Annotated in this window: 13 protein-coding genes and 4 pseudogenes; 6 read left to right on the top strand and 11 right to left on the bottom strand. The window is 55.2% G+C overall.

The annotated features are described in order from the left end of the window. The first annotated feature begins 164 nt into the window (after window positions 1-164). Window positions 165-2,492 (top strand): FdhF/YdeP family oxidoreductase, encoded by a 2,328-nt coding sequence (locus tag HA43_RS12680; protein WP_094111819.1) that lies wholly within the window; start codon window positions 165-167, stop codon window positions 2,490-2,492. 44 nt (window positions 2,493-2,536) lie between these two features. On the opposite strand, the gene HA43_RS12675 is transcribed toward HA43_RS12680, so the two are convergent. After that, window positions 2,537-3,373 (bottom strand): substrate-binding domain-containing protein, encoded by an 837-nt coding sequence (locus tag HA43_RS12675; RefSeq protein WP_094111818.1) that lies wholly within the window; start codon window positions 3,371-3,373, stop codon window positions 2,537-2,539. Window positions 3,374-3,579: 206 nt separating this feature from the next. Between HA43_RS12675 and HA43_RS12670 the strand changes: the two genes are divergently transcribed. The 3 genes from HA43_RS12670 (at window position 3,580) to HA43_RS12660 (ending at window position 5,277) form a co-directional block, all read left to right on the top strand. Then, complete coding sequence (locus tag HA43_RS12670; protein WP_094111817.1) at window positions 3,580-4,269, top strand: RipA family octameric membrane protein; 690 nt, start codon at window positions 3,580-3,582, stop codon at window positions 4,267-4,269. A gap of 111 nt (window positions 4,270-4,380) precedes the next feature. After that, window positions 4,381-4,908 (top strand): outer membrane lipoprotein Blc, encoded by a 528-nt coding sequence (blc, locus tag HA43_RS12665; protein WP_040113572.1) that lies wholly within the window; start codon window positions 4,381-4,383, stop codon window positions 4,906-4,908. Window positions 4,909-4,998: 90 nt separating this feature from the next. Beyond that, window positions 4,999-5,277 (top strand): VF530 family protein, encoded by a 279-nt coding sequence (locus HA43_RS12660; protein ID WP_094111816.1) that lies wholly within the window; start codon window positions 4,999-5,001, stop codon window positions 5,275-5,277. A 62-nt stretch (window positions 5,278-5,339) separates the two neighbouring features. On the opposite strand, the pseudogene HA43_RS19220 reads toward HA43_RS12660, so the two are convergent. The 5 genes and pseudogenes from HA43_RS19220 to HA43_RS12640 form a co-directional block, all read right to left on the bottom strand. Then, window positions 5,340-5,531 (bottom strand): annotated as a pseudogene (locus HA43_RS19220) (hypothetical protein); the annotation flags it as partial. Between the two features lie 424 nt (window positions 5,532-5,955). Further along, on the bottom strand, window positions 5,956-6,171 hold the full coding sequence (locus tag HA43_RS12650) for a YdgH/BhsA/McbA-like domain containing protein (protein WP_040113576.1): 216 nt from the start codon (window positions 6,169-6,171) through the stop codon (window positions 5,956-5,958). A 374-nt stretch (window positions 6,172-6,545) separates the two neighbouring features. After that, the gene (locus tag HA43_RS12645) at window positions 6,546-7,097 is read right to left on the bottom strand and encodes a C40 family peptidase (protein ID WP_040113578.1); all 552 of its coding nucleotides are present in this window, start codon (window positions 7,095-7,097) and stop codon (window positions 6,546-6,548) included. Between the two features lie 316 nt (window positions 7,098-7,413). Continuing rightward, complete coding sequence (locus HA43_RS18895) at window positions 7,414-7,569, bottom strand: hypothetical protein (RefSeq protein ID WP_158086450.1); 156 nt, start codon at window positions 7,567-7,569, stop codon at window positions 7,414-7,416. Between the two features lie 240 nt (window positions 7,570-7,809). Then, window positions 7,810-8,877, bottom strand: a complete 1,068-nt coding sequence (locus HA43_RS12640) for an SDR family oxidoreductase (protein WP_071668378.1) — start codon at window positions 8,875-8,877, stop codon at window positions 7,810-7,812. Between the two features lie 101 nt (window positions 8,878-8,978). On the opposite strand from HA43_RS12640, the pseudogene HA43_RS12635 reads away from it, so the two are divergent. Continuing rightward, window positions 8,979-9,879 (top strand): annotated as a pseudogene (locus HA43_RS12635) (LysR family transcriptional regulator). 4 nt (window positions 9,880-9,883) lie between these two features. On the opposite strand, the pseudogene HA43_RS12630 reads toward HA43_RS12635, so the two are convergent. Next, a pseudogene (locus tag HA43_RS12630) lies at window positions 9,884-11,001 on the bottom strand (lactonase family protein). A 263-nt stretch (window positions 11,002-11,264) separates the two neighbouring features. On the opposite strand from HA43_RS12630, the gene HA43_RS12625 reads away from it, so the two are divergent. Then, entirely contained in the window at window positions 11,265-11,903 is a 639-nt protein-coding gene (locus tag HA43_RS12625) for a LysE family translocator (protein ID WP_040113586.1), read from the top strand. A 40-nt stretch (window positions 11,904-11,943) separates the two neighbouring features. Here the strand turns inward: HA43_RS12625 and HA43_RS12620 are convergent, their stop codons facing one another. The 4 genes and pseudogenes from HA43_RS12620 to HA43_RS12605 all read right to left on the bottom strand — a co-directional run. Continuing rightward, a complete protein-coding gene (locus HA43_RS12620; RefSeq protein ID WP_094111815.1) occupies window positions 11,944-12,711 on the bottom strand; it encodes an N-acetylmuramoyl-L-alanine amidase in 768 nt (255 codons plus the stop codon). 271 nt (window positions 12,712-12,982) lie between these two features. Continuing rightward, window positions 12,983-13,783, bottom strand: a complete 801-nt coding sequence (locus tag HA43_RS12615; protein WP_094111814.1) for an inositol monophosphatase family protein — start codon at window positions 13,781-13,783, stop codon at window positions 12,983-12,985. A gap of 14 nt (window positions 13,784-13,797) precedes the next feature. Beyond that, window positions 13,798-14,859 (bottom strand): ABC transporter ATP-binding protein, encoded by a 1,062-nt coding sequence (locus tag HA43_RS12610; protein WP_094111813.1) that lies wholly within the window; start codon window positions 14,857-14,859, stop codon window positions 13,798-13,800. Next, window positions 14,856-16,392, bottom strand: a pseudogene (locus HA43_RS12605) (ABC transporter permease); the annotation flags it as partial. The gene HA43_RS12610 and the pseudogene HA43_RS12605, both read right to left, overlap by 4 nt.

Genomic DNA, 16,392 nt, shown 5'->3' with positions numbered 1-16,392 from the left:
TATAGCGGTAAGGCGAGAATCCGATGCGCTTATATGCCCGTTTAGCAATCGCAGCGCTGCAATATTCTGTAAACATTAAAATAACCTGTTTTAAATAGTTTCCTTGCGGACCCGGCAGCTTATTCCAGGCTTATTAGATAATTTTTTACGCGAGATAAGCAGCCATGAAAGAGCAGAATCGGGATGTCGGCATTAAACCTTATGGCGGCTCAGCCGGCGGCTGGGGTGCACTGAAAGCGGTAGCAGATGCCATTCGCCGTCAGATGGCGGTGAAACAGGATGTGATTGCGTTATTTAAAGTCAATCAGCCGGAGGGATTTGACTGTCCGGGCTGCGCCTGGCCCGATCCGCGTCACGCCTCGTCGTTTGAGTTTTGTGAGAATGGTGCCAAAGCCGTCTCCTGGGAAGCGACCAGCAAACGCACCACGCCCGACTTTTTCGCCGCACACACCGTCAGCGAACTCTGGCAGCGCAGCGCGTTTGAACTGGAAGGTGAAGGCCGGCTCACGCATCCGATGAAATATGATGCCGTCAGTGATACTTATCAGCCCATTGAGTGGGAGACTGCGCTGCAGGAGATTGGCGCGCTGCTGCGCGGTTATGACGATCCCGATAGCGTGGAATTTTATACTTCCGGACGCGCTTCCAATGAAGCGGCCTTTCTCTGGCAGCTGTTTGCCCGCGAATATGGCACCAACAATTTTCCCGACTGCTCCAATATGTGCCATGAGCCCACCAGCGTAGGCCTGCCTGAATCCATCGGCGTCGGCAAAGGCACGGTAGAGCTGGAGGATTTCGATCACGCCGATCTGGTGATCTGTATTGGTCACAACCCTGGCACCAACCATCCGCGTATGCTGGGGACGCTGCGGGAGGTCTCTAAGCGTGGTGCAAAAATTGTGGCCATTAACCCGCTGCGCGAGCGCGGGCTGGAGCGTTTTACCTCTCCGCAAAGCCCGATTGAAATGCTCTCGATGGGGTCCACGCAGCTGGCCTCAACCTACTATAAAGTGCGCGTTGGCGGCGATGCGGCCATGCTCAAAGGGGTGATGAAAACGCTGCTGGCTATGCATGATAACGCGCTTGAAGCCGGCGAGCCGCCGGTTCTGGATGAGACGTTTATCCGTGAACATACTGAAGGCTTCGCGGCGCTGAAAGCGGATCTGGATGACACCAGCTGGGATCATATTCTGAAAGTCTCCGGCATGGATATCGCCGAAATCCAGAATATTGCCCACCTCTACGCCGCCGCGGAAAACACCATTATCTGCTACGGAATGGGCATCACCCAGCATCAGTACGGCACGCAAAATGTGCAGCAGATTGCGAACCTGCTACTGCTGCGCGGCAATATTGGCCGGCGCGGCGCAGGCATCTGCCCGCTGCGCGGACACTCCAACGTACAGGGCGATCGCACCGTGGGCATTACAGAGATCCCCTCGCAGACGCTGCTGGACAGTCTGCAGAAGGTCTTTGGCTTCACGCCCCCGCAGCAGCACGGGCACGGCGCGGTGGCGGCGATTCAGGCGATTCGTGACGGACGCTCAAAGGCGCTGCTTTGCCTGGGCGGCAACCTTGCTGAAGCGATCTCCGATCCGCAAATCACCTTTGAAGCGATGCGCAAGCTCGATCTGGTGGTGCATATGGCGACGAAGCTCAACCGCTCTCATCTGTTGATGGCTAAACATAGTTACCTGCTGCCTGTGCTGGGCCGCACGGAGCGGGATCGCCAGGCGTCGGGCGACCAGAGCGTCACCGTGGAAGATTCGATGTCGATGGTGCACGCCTCGCGCGGCACGCTGGAGCCTGCCTCGCCGCATCTAAAATCGGAACCGGCGCTGGTAGCAGGACTGGCAAAAGCGACGCTGCCGGCTTCCCGCGTAAACTGGGATAAAATGGTCAGCGACTACAGTAACATCCGCGATGCGATTGAAGCCGTCTTCCCCGCTTTTGAGAACTTTAACCAGCGCGTAATGCAGCCTGGCGGTTTCCGCCTGTACAACGCGGCTTCTGAACGTGTCTGGCTGACGCCGTCGAAGCGCGCGCAGTTTAAAGTGATGCAGGGCATCAATGAGGATCCGCGCTCGCTACAGTGTCACGATTTGGTGCTGACCACGCTGCGCAGTCACGATCAATACAACACGACGCTTTACGGGCTGAACGATCGTTATCGCGGCATTACCGGCCGGCGCGACGTACTCTTTATTTCTGCCGATGAAGCGGAGAGCCGGCAGCTGCGCTCCGGCGATACGGTCAATATGACCGCGCTCGATCCGCAGGGCAACCGCACGCAGCGCCGTATGGAGAACCTGACCCTCGTGATTTATGACATGGCGCCCGGTTCGGTAGCCGCTTACTATCCGGAAGCGAATATCATGGTGCCGCTCGACAGCCACGATACGCAAAGCGGTATTCCCGCGTATAAAAGTATTCCGGTGGTGATTGAGCCTTCCGGTGCCGCGCAGGCTGACAGCAGCGGCGTGCTGCGTTAAGTGCAGGGCTCCGGATACGCATTCATGCTGTCCGGAGCCGCGCTTTAGTGGCGAATCGCGCAGCCACATTGCGACATTTTGCCCGGGATATATTTTCCCTGATGGGAATGCCGCACTTCCAGTGCACCCTGCTGCCAGACGCTGCTGTCAGCACGCTGCTCCAGTAACCGGTTCAGCGTTTCTTCGATCTGTAACTCGCTGCGCGGTGCCCAGCGGGTAAGATGCCAGGTGGATGTTGCCGCTTCGGGCACGCTGCCATAGCCCGTTACCGCCACGTGCGCACCCTGACCAAAATCACGCACGGCCTGTAGCGCGCCAAACGCCAGCTCATCGCTGCTGCACACCAGCGCGTTAATACGTTCAGCGGCACGGGTTTTCTTCAGGTAGGTCATCATACTTTGATACGCCGCTTCGCGCTGCTCACTGCCGGCCGTCAGTAAAAGCTGTATCTCTTTCTCCTGCGTCTGCAAAGCGGCATTCACGCCTGCCAGCTGCTGGCTTATAGCCGGCGTGTCGCCGGCGTGCATAAAGCCTGTCCGCTGATGCCCCTGCGAAAGCAGCAGCAGGGCGAGCGCTTCGCCGGCGCTGTAGCGATCGCTGGCCAGTGCATCAGCATGAAGCTGCGCGACCGCAGGCAGGATCTCTGCGGCCAGAGTCTGCTCATCGTCGCAGACAGATGAGAGATACAGCAGATGCGTAACCGGCAGCTCGGCGGCATTATGCAGCGCCTGCTGCAGCTCCTCGCGTGACTGCGCATGAATCAATAGGCTGACCATGCCGCGTTTGTTGAGCTGAGCGCTGAATGCGCTGAGCTGACGCGCGGTTGCCGCATTTTCAGGCGCGCGACAGATTAGCGCGACAAGTGAAGAGGAAGCTGACATCAAAGAGGCTCCTGCCAGTCCAGGCTGGCCTGATGAATAAAACGGTGAGTATTCCACGTTACCCGAATAATGCGCTATCGCCAACAACCGGCGGTACGCTCTGATTAAGACCGGTGCACCGGACGGCTTTCAGCCGCGCCTTAACGATCACTTTGAGCCGGCAACTGTTACACTGTTGCCACTTATCTTCTGTTTGCGGAACCCTTATGCACGTGATTATCGATCCGGCCGATCGGCCTTTTATCCACCGACTGCTGGGCAGTGAACCTGACACCATCGACGCCAGCTCTGCTGAAGCGCAGCGCCTGCAGCAGGCTCTGGTTATCGCTCGTCAGCAGAAAAACCACGAAGCCGATCTCGACTGGAAACGTAACGCGCTCTATCTGGTGCTGTTTCTGTTTTTATATGGCGTACTCGGCGCGTCGTTAACCCTGGATCTCACCGGTCTGGCACAGGATTCGCTGCATAAAAGTATCGCTTATGCTCTGGCGGCAGTACCGGTGCTGATCGCTTTCTCAGGCCTGTTTATCTCACTGCTGTTTCTGTTTGTGACACGCGGCAGCGCGCGTCGTCTGCGCAGCTGGGACCAGGGCATCTGGGTACTTGAGAAATACACAGGGTGCAACCTCAGTATGCAGATCAACGAAATGGGCGCGCGCGCAACCAATTATTCACAATCCGCTATCAGCGTGGCGCTGGCGCTGTTTATCTGCGTCACCTGGGTGGTGATGTATAACTTCTTTACCTTTACCACCAGCGGCGTTATTGGCAGCGTTATCTCTCTGTTTATCACCACCATGACTTACGTCATGCTCGATATTCAGCTGCTGAAGTCCGGTAAGTCGATTGCCATTGATGAACCTCAGTTTCCGGCGGACGACGAGAAAGCACCATAAGCCTGGCAGGCAAAGGCGCGGGCGGAACGCATCTGCCCGCGCCCGCCACGCCTCGTCAATCCTTAACTATACTCAGCATGGGATTTTTACGATGTTGTGTAAGGAGAGACAATGAAGATTTGGCCTCTGGTTGCTGTCACCGCGCTTTCACTGACGCTGGTGGCCTGCAAATCGCCTACCCCGCCCAAAGGTGTTAAGCCGGTTACCGGTTTTGATGCACAGCGCTATCTGGGCAAGTGGTATGAAATTGCGCGTCTCGATCATCGCTTTGAGCGTGGTAAAGATCACGTGACCGCCACGTATAAAAAGCGCAGCGATGGCGGACTGGTTGTTATCAATCGCGGTTACGATCCGGAGAAGAAATCCTGGAGTGAAAGCGAGGGTAAAGCCTATTTCACCGGACGCTCTGACGTTGCGGCGCTGAAGGTTTCGTTCTTCGGGCCTTTTTACGGCGGCTACAACGTTATCGCGCTGGATGAAGATTATCAGTATGCGCTGGTCAGCGGCCCGAATCGCAGCTACTTGTGGATACTGTCGCGCCAGCCGCAGATCCCGGAGCAGGTCAAACGGGACTACGTTAATCTCGCCAGAGAGCTGGGCTTCGCCACCGATAAACTCATCTGGGTCGATCAATCCTGACAAACACGTTTCACCGCGGGGTGGTTTGCGGTTACCGTAGGTTTACGGTAACCTTGGCGCCCCTTTTTGCCCTGTGAGACGCAACCTGATATGCATTCAAATGACCCTCTGCACGGCGTAACGCTGGAAATGATAGTGACTGCGCTGGCAGAACATTACGGCTGGGCAGAACTGGCAAAAAAGATCAATATTAACTGCTTTAAAAGCGATCCCAGTATAAAGTCGAGCCTTAAATTTTTGCGACGTACACCCTGGGCGCGTACAGAAGTTGAAGCGCTCTATCGGGAGATGTTAACTGAACAGCCTGAGAAAGATCTTGCTGACGCCGGATTTAATCCGTGGACGCAGGGAAATAAAGAGGAGCACTGAGCGTTCTCAGGCAGGGCTAAATAGCGCCCTGCCCAATAAGTATTACTGCGTATTTTTATTCGCTTCTTTCTCTTTTTTTTCGCCATGTGATGACCTACTGCACATCCTGCTGCCGCACCGGCTACACCGTGATGCTTAAGATGCCCTGCCACACCGCCTACCGCAGCCCCTTTCAGACAGCCTTTAGCCTGAACCTGAGCAGTCGCTGATAACAGCACGCCGGCAGTTAATAAAGCAAACGCTATTTTACGCATATTCTTATCCCCGAAAATAAATGCAGATTGCATTCATGCTGAATATAGTAATGAAATTCCGGAATATCGAATGAATTACCTGAGTTGCGCCGCAATAATGTGTAACCAGAAATAAGTTACTAAAGGTTAAAATTCGCGTTGAAGCGTGTCATTGCTATGCGTTCTGCAGTCAGGGAATAAAATAGAATAAAAATGAGGCGAATAGATAGATCGGCCTGGCACAGTTAAACGTGCGCCTTACCTGACAAAGAGAGTGGATTATGCTTGCGGGTTTATCCACATTCCGCGTGAAAAGAGCAGGCGCAAACCTGTGGATAACCTTCTGCAGGCCGCATGGCAGATACGCCGCCATTGATTGGTTATTTTTTAACCATAAGAACAGCAAAGCCGCCCGAAGGCGGCCTTAACGCTTATTCACGCCAGATTATTTATAGAGCTCAGCGGTCATATGCACACGGTTGTTTGTATTGGCTTCAGTAATTTTGTACTGCGCGCCCTGCTCCTGCGCCTGAGCGGCAATTTTCGCTTCTGCACCATCCAGCGTACCGGAGGTCACAGAGATGCTCTGTGCAAAGCTTGCGCCGGATACCAGGGTCAGAGCGGTTACAGCAGCAATTGAGAGAGCTTTCATGGTTTTCATAATCTTTTCCTTAATATCTGTTTTAAAGGCCGCACGCCTTTGATGAGAAATATAGTAACACTGTAAATTATATACATTTTGATAATTAATGCTGTTACTGTGATCTTGCTAACTAAATTCACAAGCAAGTCAAGCAGTTTATTTCACTTAAAAAAGCAGGTGGAGAATCACTCCGGAAACGCTATCAGCGCTGCCTCTGTTGCGATGAAGAGAGAATAAAGGTGTTGAGGAGAGTTTAAAAGCTAAGCATTTTGCCGTTTATGTTCATATTTTTTGAATAAAAACAGGCGTAAAAAAACCGCCATCAGGCGGTTTTTCTCAGCAGGCGGAGAGGGGTACGGCTGTTATTCCTGGATCAGAGAAGCAGGTAGCGCTCAGACTTTGTTTTTATAGTTGAAGCTGATTTGCGAACCCTGTTCGCGGGGCAGTCGCCGCGCCTGGAGATAGACAGACTTCCAGTAAGGATTGTTGAGGGATGAACGCATCACACCCTGACTCACCGACGCATGCAGGAACTGGCGGTCAGTATCATAGAAGCCCACATGCAGCTCATGCCTGATGCGGAAAAAGACCAGATCGCCCGGCTGCAGATGGGCCTGATCGACCGGCTTGCCCATGGCGATGAGTTCACGTGTCGTCACGCGCTCCATCGGAATATTAAAGCGATCTTTCAGCGTGCGCCAGACAAAGCCTGAACAGTCCACGCCGGAGAGCTGCGTGCCGCCCCACTGATATTTTGTGCCCTGCCAGGAGTGCATCTGATCGTGCAGTGCAGCAATAACCGGGATTAAATCGGGCTGTTTATCACCAGAGAGATTCATTTCAGCGCTGTCAGGCGGAGGCGCTTCATGATGCTTTTTCGCGCATCCAGCCAGCGTAAAGAGCAGCAGACTGGTAAAAAGAGTACGGCTTGCGGTGATAGTCATGGGTTGTCGTTTCGCCCGGCTTATTGGTGAAAGATTTATACCGTAAAAAAGCAGCACAGTTAAACCCGCAGCGGGAAAATCCTCACTCTCTCCCTGTTATTTACCTTAATTTACATAAAGGTAACATCATGTTTATACGTATAAAAACAGGATAAACAGTAATTTTGACAGGTGCCGTGGGTCGCGCGTGCTGAACGAGCTAATTTTAGCGGGTGTTTGAGAAAAGAGGAGGAGGGAAAAGAAAAATTTCAGCCGTCTTGTGAAGTGATAAAGAGGATGTCCCGGTTAACTCTGACAGCCAGCCGGGACTCAATCGCTACTCTTCTGCAGCGGCGACGGCCAGCGACTCAATTTGCTGCCAGAAATTCTCAGGCAGAGACTGAACCAGCGGAACCGGATCGCTGACAGCATGTTCGATGACGGCCAAAAGTTGCTGTGTGTCACTGTTGTTGTTTTTCAGAATTGTTGTCATAACGCAATAACCTGGTGAAATGTATCAGCGGGTTATTGTAAGGATCTGGTACTAAAAATAAATAAACGAACCGCACCAATCTGCCGCTGGCTTAAGGCATTTGTGCGTTTTGCACGTAACTTCACAGGCTGAAAACAGACCAGGCACGTCAGTTTTACAAAATAAAAACAGTGCGGTAAAAGATAGCGTTTATGCGCAACGTCTGCCGCTCGCCAGAGGCGGCGGCAGAACCTGAGTGCATCAGCGCGGGATGATATTTTCCGCTTTGAGGCGATCGAACAGCTGGATAAAAGAGTCAACGGACGAACGATAGCCGGTAAAACCTGCTTTGCGGCTTTTGCTCATATCTGTAAACACTTCCATCGGGCGACCGAGATCGGCATCGGTATGCCACCATGACGCCAGCTTACTGATATCCGCCTCACGTAACTGATAGCGTGCAGCGATCTCCTGCCAGATTTCAGCCGCCTCCTGCATTCTCTCTTCCAGCGGCAGCGTCTGAGCCGGCAAGTCTGCAGCTTCGATACCAAAATAGGCTGCCAGCTGCGGCCACATCCAGTTCCAGCGGAAAACGTCGCCGTTTACTGCGTTAAAGTCCTGATTCGCTGCGCCTTCTGCTGTAGCCGCCCAGACCAGCTGCTCAGCCAGCAAACCAGCATCCGTCACATCGACCAAACCATTCCACTGCTCAGGCGAGCCGGGGAAGATAAACGGCCAGCCTTTCTCACGGCACAGGGTGGCATAGACGGCCAGCGTCTGGCCCATATTCATCGCATTACCCAGTGCAAAGCCGACGATGGTGTGCGGACGGTGCACGCTCCAGCGATAATCATATTTTTCGGCCCCGGCAAACAGCTCATCCTCCTGAGCATAATAGAAGTTATCTACCGGCTGGCGGCCCTGCTCTTCGCGGAACGGCGTAACCGGTACGGCTCCTTTACCATAGGCTTCAAAAGGCCCCAGATAGTGCTTAAGGCCGGTTACCAGCGCCACGTGAGCACCCTGCAGCCGTTCGCCCAGCGCCTCAATGACGTTACGCACCATGCCGCCATTAACGCGAATGTTCTCTTTCTCATTTTCCTGACGTGCCCAGACGCTGAAAAACAGCGCATCGGGTTTTTCCTGCGCCAGCGCATCGCGTACCGCGTCGCTGTCGGTAAGGTCAGCAGTCAGGCTACGGCAGCCATCCGGTACTGCACCACGTCCGCGCGATAAGCCGGTAACGTCCCAGCCCTCTTTCTGCAGCTGTTCTGCCAGCGCACGTCCGATAACGCCACTGATCCCTACAATGAGTGCCTGTTTTTTCATCATTATCCTCCCGTCGGTTTATTAATATTTAGCCTAATAGAGAAATCAGTTCTTATCTCTGGTAAAAATTCACTTCATTTCTGAATTGAGTTCATGAATAGATGCACGATCATCGCCTGAAAGATATTGTTCCTTTTGTTGCCAGCGTGGAATGCGGCAGCTTTGCTGCGGCGGCGCAGCGGCTGCATCTGACCGGTTCAGCGATCAGTAAAAGCGTTACCCGGCTGGAAACGCGTCTCGGCTCACGCCTGCTGGAGCGCACCACGCGCAGTCTGAAGCTGACCGATGCCGGCAGCGCCTACTATCAGACCTGCCTGCGCGTCATGGAGGAGCTGGCCGAAGCGGAATCGGTACTGGCCGCGCAGCGCACGATCCCGTCAGCGCCTGCGACTGGCCCTGCCCAGCACCTACGGCCGGCTGGCGGTGATGCCGCTGCTGATCGCTTTTTGCCAGCAGCACGCGGAAGTGGAGCTAAGCCTGACGTTTTCCGATCGCTTTATCGATCTGTTTGAGGAGGGAATCGATCTGGCCGTGCGCATCGGCGGCTCGCCGGATCTGCCCGCGTCGCTTGGCTGCCGTCATCTCGGGCGTGAACGTATGGTATTTTGTGCAGCGCCGGACTACCTGGCGCGTCACGGCTATCCCGCAACGGAAAATGAGCTGCTGCTGCATCCGGCGGTAATGTATGAACGGGTTGATGGCACCACCAAGCCCTGGCTGCTGACTACCGCAGAGGGGCACGCCTACTGGCGTAATGTCCCGCATCGTATGGCGCTGGGCGATGTGGATGCACAGGTGCAGGCAGTCTGTGCCGGATTAGGCGTGGCGCAGATGCCCTCCTGGCTCATCGCCGGGCCGCTGCAGCGTGGCGAGCTCGAAATTATTCTCCCACAGCAGCAGCCAGACGGCTTTGCGCTGTCGCTGATCTGGCCGCGCCGCAAGCAGCTGTTACCGAAAGTTGATGCGCTGCTGACGGCGCTTGAACAGTTGCCTATCCGTTAGCCGCTCAGGGACGTTCTGTGGTCACAAATTTGATATCAGTTGGCGTGGCAATTTCTGCCGCCTTTCCTTTCGCCTCCAGCTCGCCGCTCTCTTCATTAAAAGAAAACAGCGAAATGGCGTTAGTGAAGACATTGGTCACGTACAGATAGCGGCCGGTGGCGTCAAAAGATACGCCCGCGGCTCAATGCCGCCTGCCGGGTAGCGTACGGGCGCCTCCGGTTTGCCGTCACGCCCAATCCGGAATACCAGCAGATGGTTATGCGAACCGCGGTTGGACACAATCAGAAATTTGCCCTGCGGGCTGAGCATGATTGCGCCGCCGCTTCTCTGATCCGCCGTAGCGTTATCGGGCGCTATGTCCGTACTCGCAATGCGTTCCGGTTTTTCTCCCGTAAACCGCCAGGTTTCGACCACCGCCGCCATTTCTGCAATGACCCAGGCGTAGTGACCATCGGCTGAAAATACCATATGACGCGGCCCGGCACCGGGTGAAAAGGTCATGTCGCGTGCCGGATCCGGCTGCAGCGGCGTGGCTGAATGCGCGTCGTAGCGATAAGCATAAAGCTTGTCACCCCCCAGGTCAGCGGCATAAAGCGTCTTTCCATCCGGCGTAAACGTGACTGAATGAGCATGTCCGCTCTCCTGACGCTCGTCCACGACGCCGCTGCCTTCAGCAAACGGAAAGTGCTGCACCGGCGCACCCAGCGATCCATCCTGGTTCACCGGCAGTACGGCAATGCCTGCACCGCCTTTATTACCGGAATAGTTGGCGACCAGCAGATAGCGGCCATCGGGGCTGAGCGTGGCGTGTGTTGGCTCATCGCCGTGGCTGGTTATCGTGTTGATCACTTTTACGGTGCCATCAGCCGCAACCGACAGTGCGGTTACGCTGCCCGCCTTCTCTTCGTTGGTGGTATAGAGAAAACGCCCGTCGGCAGATTTCACCAGCCATGACGGACTCTTCATCTTCACCACATCCAGCGGAGTAAGCGTGCCGTCACGGTTCAGCTTCAGCCGGTAGAGCCCCTCGCTTGGCTGCGCCGGTTTTTCAGCCGCCGGAGCATCAGGCACGCTGGTCCAAGTGCCCACCAGGGCGATTTGATCTTCGCTATTTTGTGCCATTACATTTCCCCCAAAAGTAAAAAGAGCCAGTGACAGTGCTACGGAAAGCGGCGTCAATGCGCCAGACGCAGCGGGTTTGAAAGGTATAGACATCGTTATGTTTATCCTGCAGACCAGAGGTGTGATACAGCGTAGTCAGGAAACGGGCAATCTGGCAACGATTCTGCAAGCCGTCTATAGGAGTTAGTCAACAATCTGATTCTGCGATTAACACTGCCTGCCAGAGATGATTTAATAGCTTTTTTACTGCCCGGGACGGATCTATGTTGCCGTTTTCAAATGGATTTTTGCTTAGCCTCTCCTTATGTCTCGATATTGGTCTTGCCAATATCGCCATGCTGACCCTGGCGATGCAGCGTGGTTTTCTGCAGGGTTTCTGGCTGGGTGTCGGCACCTGCATTGGCGATTTGATCTATGCCCTGCTGGCGCTGGCGGGTATGGCTATGGTGCTGCAATTTGCGCCTGTGCGCTGGGCATTATGGATTGGCGGTGGCCTGCTACTGATCGGGTTTGCCGGGCGTATGCTTTACGCCGCGCTCATAAAGTCTGTTGCCATGCCGGCAGCTGAAACCGCGCCCCGACAGCCGCTGTCACGGGAATTCCGGCGCGGAGTGGTGCTGGCAATGTCATCGCCTACCGCCATTCTCTGGTTTGCCAGCGTGGGCGGCGCGCTGATTGCGCGTATGGGTAACCAGGGAGCAGGCGCCACGGCAGAATTCCTGAGCGGCTTCTTTATTGCAGGTTTGCTCTGGAGCGGCGTGATTTGCCTGACCGGCGCGCTGGGCGGCAAAATGCTGGGTGGGAAGCTGCTGAGGCTCTCTTATCTCGCCTCAGCGCTGATTTTCAGCTATTTCGCGGTGTATGTGATCTACTCCGGGTATCAGGAGTTTGTCATATCCTGAAGCGTGCTCTGCCGCTATCTGTGCGGCAGAGCAGCGTCTGTTAGCCAGCAAAATATTTATCTACCAGCGCATAGAGGATTGCGGCCGTTTCTGTATCCATTACGCCCGCATAATCCTGCTGACGAAAATGCAGCTGAAACGCCCTGACCAGCACACGATAGCCGTGAGCGGATGCAGCCTCCTGCGTGTTATAGCCATATGTTTTAAATTTGCTGATAATTTCATTTTTATCCGGCAATCCGGCAGCAAAACGCTCCATATACATCTGTTTCGTACTTTCATCATACCAGGCACCCACGCCCGCTTCATATAATCGCTGCCACGGAAAGCTTGCGCCCGGATCGCTTTTGCGACCCGGAGCAATATCGCTGTGCCCTACTACCTGCGTAGGTGTAATATCGGGATAACGCTGCAGAATATTATATGCCAGAGAAATTATCGCCTCGATTTGACTGTCGGGATAAGGAGGAAAAATAAATCCTTCACTGCTACTTTTAGCCTCATTAACAATTTCTATGCCGATGGATGAGTCATTAATATTTGTTCGTCCGGCCCATGTGCTGACGCCGGCATGCCATGCGCGCTCGTGCTCATCCACCAGGTTAAATATACGTTCATCGGTAAATCCGGCGTCGATATACGTTTTGTCTGTAAAATCCGGGACCAGATAGTGGGCGCTGACGGAAGCGCCCGTTAGCGCATTCACTGAACCGTTAAAATTTAATGCAGTGTAATGCATAATAAGAAAGCGTACGCGGCGGTTAAAGCCTTTTACAGAACGATAGCTGTTATAATCAATTTTAATCATGATATTCTCCTTTTCGTGTAAGAGAAATCATTTTTATAGCACCTATATTAAACAAAAATAAAACGAAGTTTTGCGATGACAAATTTATACAATTTTAATTACGGATTTTTTTAAGCGCTATTTCACGCCTTTACGCTATATTTTCTTGTTATATTTTTTTTAATAAAAAATAGCCTGATGAATCGGATATTTACTGATGCAGTATGCTGGCATACCAGCGTTCCGGTTACGTTAAAAAACGGATGCAATAATTTGCATCCGCTAACGGTAGTTACACGCCGGCAATCTGCCTGAGCTCGGTTTCAGCGCCTGGCGCCACTGCCAGCACCTGAGCGCCTTTCAGCAGGCGATCGCCTTCGGTATTAAACGGGTGATACCAGCCTCCCGCCTCTTTCACCAGACAATATCCCGCCAGACAATCCCAGGCGTGCATATAGGGTTCAAAATAGCCTACCACCCGTCCTGCAGCGACCCAGGCCAGCATCAGAGCGCCTGAGCCAATACGGATAAAGTTGCCGCCCGCCGCCAGCAGCGACGCGAGCAGCCTGCCCACCTCTTCCGGGCTGACGTGGCTGTTTGCACCAAAACCTGTAACGTGATTCTGCAAAGTGCGTGCGGGATCAACCTGCAGTCTTGTGCCATTCAGCGTGGCGCCAGCGCCGAGGGAGGCGGCATAACACTCTTCATAAACCGGCGCATAAATAATGCCAACCACCGGTATCCCCTCGTGCAGTACGGCCACCGACACGCACCAGTTAGGCATACCGTTCAGAAACGGGCTGGTGCCATCGATAGGGTCAACCACCCAGGTATAACCTGACGAACCAGGCTGCAGGCCATACTCCTCTCCCAGAAAACCATCCTGCGGAAACCGGAGGCGGATCTGCTCTGCTATCAGCTGCTCAACTTCACGATCGGCGCGTGAGACCACATCCTGCAGATCGTATTTTGTTTCCACCACCAGCGAATCGCGCTGCCGGAACCAGGCCAGAGCCTTTTCACCCCCCGCCCGCGCAACCTGCTCAGCCAGCTCCCGTCGCGCTTGTAGCGCACTGCTTACTGTCTCACTCATGACGCTTCCTCTTGTCAGCCGGCAATCAGAGCCAGCCCCTGTGGTTTGAAATCGACGCCGACCCGTGCCGCCAGCGGCAGCTGCTGCTCCATCTGTGCATCGACGATAAACAAGGCGCCCAGCTCAGTGGTCACTTCATATTCGATATGGTCGCCCAACCAGGTGCAGTGCGTGATCTCCCCCGTCAGCGCCCCGGCGCGGTGAGTGCTGAGCGTAATAAACTGCGGGCGCACGGAGAGACGGGCGGTGCCGGCGAGGACACCGTTGTCCGGCACGCGATAGCGCTGATTTCCCAGCCGAATCAGCGCCTCACTCTCTGCGACCTCTTCAACTTCACACGGCAGAATATTCGCCTCTCCCATAAAATCGGCAATAAACTCGGAGGCCGGACTGCGATAGAGCGTTTCCGGCGCGCCCTGCTGAGCGATATCTCCCTCTTTCATGACAATAATTTTGTCGGATACCGCCAGCGCCTCCTCCTGATCGTGCGTGACATACACTGCCGTAAAGCCAAGCCGCTGCTGCAAATCACGGATATCGGTCCGCACCCGGCGACGCAGCCGTTCATCCAGGTTAGAAAGCGGCTCATCCAGCAATAGCACCTGCGGCTCCAGCACCAGCGCGCGCGCCACCGCAATGCGCTGCTGCTGGCCACCTGACAATTCTGAAGGCAGACGCTGTCCCTGACTCTCCAGTCCTACCAGTTTCAGGCCTTCACGCGCGCGATCCTGCGCCTCACGCTTCGTCATCCCGGACGACTGCAGCCCGTACATGATATTTTCCAGCGCGCTCATATGGGGGAACAGCGCGTAGCTTTGAAAAACCATCGCCACATCGCGTTCGTTAGCGGGCAGATGGGTGACGTCTTTCCCGCCAATCAGTATCCGTCCGGAGGTAGGATGTTCCAGCCCGGCGAGCAGGCGCAGCGTCGTGGTTTTACCGCAGCCGGAAGGACCCAGCAGCGTTACCAGCGTACCCGGCTCCACGGTGAGCGAGAGATCCGGCAGCGCGTTAAACCCGGCAAAACGCTTAATGACGTGTTCAAATACAACGGAACCTGCTTTGATGGCACTCATACAGCACTCTCCTGGGTTAAGGATGGAGCAACGGGCGGAGCGGCGACATCTACCGGGCGCGCCACGCGGCGCAGCCGGCGCTCACCCACCAGCCACTGGAACAGGCCAATAATCAGCAGCATGACAAAGATCAGTACGGTGGAGTACGCGATAGCCACACCATATTCTCCGTTCTCCACCAGGCCAACGATGTAGGACGTCGCCATGTTGTACTGCGCGCTGACAAGGAAAATCACGGCGCTGATAGAGGTAATCGCGCGCACAAAGGCGTAGACCAGCGCGGCGCTGATGGCCGGTTTCAGCAGGGGCAGTACCACTTTGCGCAGCGTGCGGAAACTGCTGGCACCCAGCGTCAGCGACGCTTCATCCAGACTTTTATCGAGCTGGCTCATGGCGGCAATGCCGCCGCGCACGCCCACCGGCATATTACGGAAGACAAAACAGGCGATCAGGATCATCGCCGTCCCGGTGATCTCCAGCGGCGGCAGGTTATAAGCCATAACATAGCTCACGCCGATAACCGTACCGGGAATGGCAAAGCTCAGCATCAGCAGAAACTCAAACGTCTGCCGCCCGGCAAACTTCTGGCGCACAATCAGCCAGGCGGTCAGCAGCCCGACAATTGCGGTGAGCGGCGCGGCGATCAGCGCTATCTCCAGCGTGGTCCAGAAGGAGTTCCATGCCACCCCGCTCCACAGCAGGTGTCCGTCGCTGATGCTCACGCGGAAAGCGCGCACGTAGTGCTCAATCGTCAGCGCACTGTTCAGGCCCCACGACTGCACAAAACCTCCGACCAGAATCATGCCGTAGACCACCAGTGTAAAGAGGCCCCACGGGATCACCAGCCCATAGACGCCGCCGCGCAGCAGCCGCGGCAGCTGGCTGTGCTGGCCACCATCCCCTTTGCCGGTTACGGTGGCAAAGTTTTTGCCCCCCAGCCACAGGCGCTGCAGCACAAAGGCCGCCAGCGTGAAGCAGAGCAGGATCATCGCCAGCACCGCCGCGCGGCTCGGATCGTTCTGGGCGCCTACCACCGAGAAGAAAATTTCTGTCGAGAGCACGCCGTGGCTGCCACCCAGCACCATCGGGTTGCCGAAATCGGCCATGCTTTCGATGAAGCTGATCAGAAAGGCGTTTGCCAGACCCGGCGCCATCAGCGGCAGCGAAACGCGGCTGAAGGTGCGCCAGCGATCGGCACGCAGCGTCTGCGATGCCTCTTCCAGCGAGGGGCTGACGCCCTCGCTACGCCAATCAGCACCAGAAAAGCGATGGGTGTAAAAGAGAGCACCTGCGCGATCCAGATCCCGGTCAGGCCATAGAGCCAGCGACCGGGCTCTATGCCAAACAGCGCGGCCAGATGTTCTGTCACCACTCCCGAACGGCCAAACAGCAGGATCAGCGCCAGTCCGATAACAAACGGTGGCGTGATAATGGGCAGAATGGTCAGCATGCGCAGCGCTTTTTTACAGGGCAGCGGCGTGCGCGTGGCGGCGAGCGCGAAAGCGAGCCCCAGCAGCGTGGAGCCGGTCGCCG

This window comes from Pantoea eucrina (assembly GCF_002095385.1).
In the GTDB taxonomy this organism is placed as follows: domain Bacteria; phylum Pseudomonadota; class Gammaproteobacteria; order Enterobacterales; family Enterobacteriaceae; genus Pantoea; species Pantoea eucrina.
Note: the sequence above shows the minus strand (reverse complement) of the source record. Positions and strands in the feature narration are given on the sequence as shown.

Coding starts and splice junctions, on each gene's coding strand:
- HA43_RS12680 (WP_094111819.1), top strand. CDS start 165: ATGAAAGAGCAGAATCGGGATGTCGGCATTAAACCTTATGGCGGCTCA.
- HA43_RS12675 (WP_094111818.1), bottom strand. CDS start 3,373: ATGTCAGCTTCCTCTTCACTTGTCGCGCTAATCTGTCGCGCGCCTGAA.
- HA43_RS12670 (WP_094111817.1), top strand. CDS start 3,580: ATGCACGTGATTATCGATCCGGCCGATCGGCCTTTTATCCACCGACTG.
- blc (WP_040113572.1), top strand. CDS start 4,381: ATGAAGATTTGGCCTCTGGTTGCTGTCACCGCGCTTTCACTGACGCTG.
- HA43_RS12660 (WP_094111816.1), top strand. CDS start 4,999: ATGCATTCAAATGACCCTCTGCACGGCGTAACGCTGGAAATGATAGTG.
- HA43_RS12650 (WP_040113576.1), bottom strand. CDS start 6,171: ATGAAAACCATGAAAGCTCTCTCAATTGCTGCTGTAACCGCTCTGACC.
- HA43_RS12645 (WP_040113578.1), bottom strand. CDS start 7,097: ATGACTATCACCGCAAGCCGTACTCTTTTTACCAGTCTGCTGCTCTTT.
- HA43_RS18895 (WP_158086450.1), bottom strand. CDS start 7,569: ATGACAACAATTCTGAAAAACAACAACAGTGACACACAGCAACTTTTG.
- HA43_RS12640 (WP_071668378.1), bottom strand. CDS start 8,877: ATGAAAAAACAGGCACTCATTGTAGGGATCAGTGGCGTTATCGGACGT.
- HA43_RS12625 (WP_040113586.1), top strand. CDS start 11,265: ATGTTGCCGTTTTCAAATGGATTTTTGCTTAGCCTCTCCTTATGTCTC.
- HA43_RS12620 (WP_094111815.1), bottom strand. CDS start 12,711: ATGATTAAAATTGATTATAACAGCTATCGTTCTGTAAAAGGCTTTAAC.
- HA43_RS12615 (WP_094111814.1), bottom strand. CDS start 13,783: ATGAGTGAGACAGTAAGCAGTGCGCTACAAGCGCGACGGGAGCTGGCT.
- HA43_RS12610 (WP_094111813.1), bottom strand. CDS start 14,859: ATGAGTGCCATCAAAGCAGGTTCCGTTGTATTTGAACACGTCATTAAG.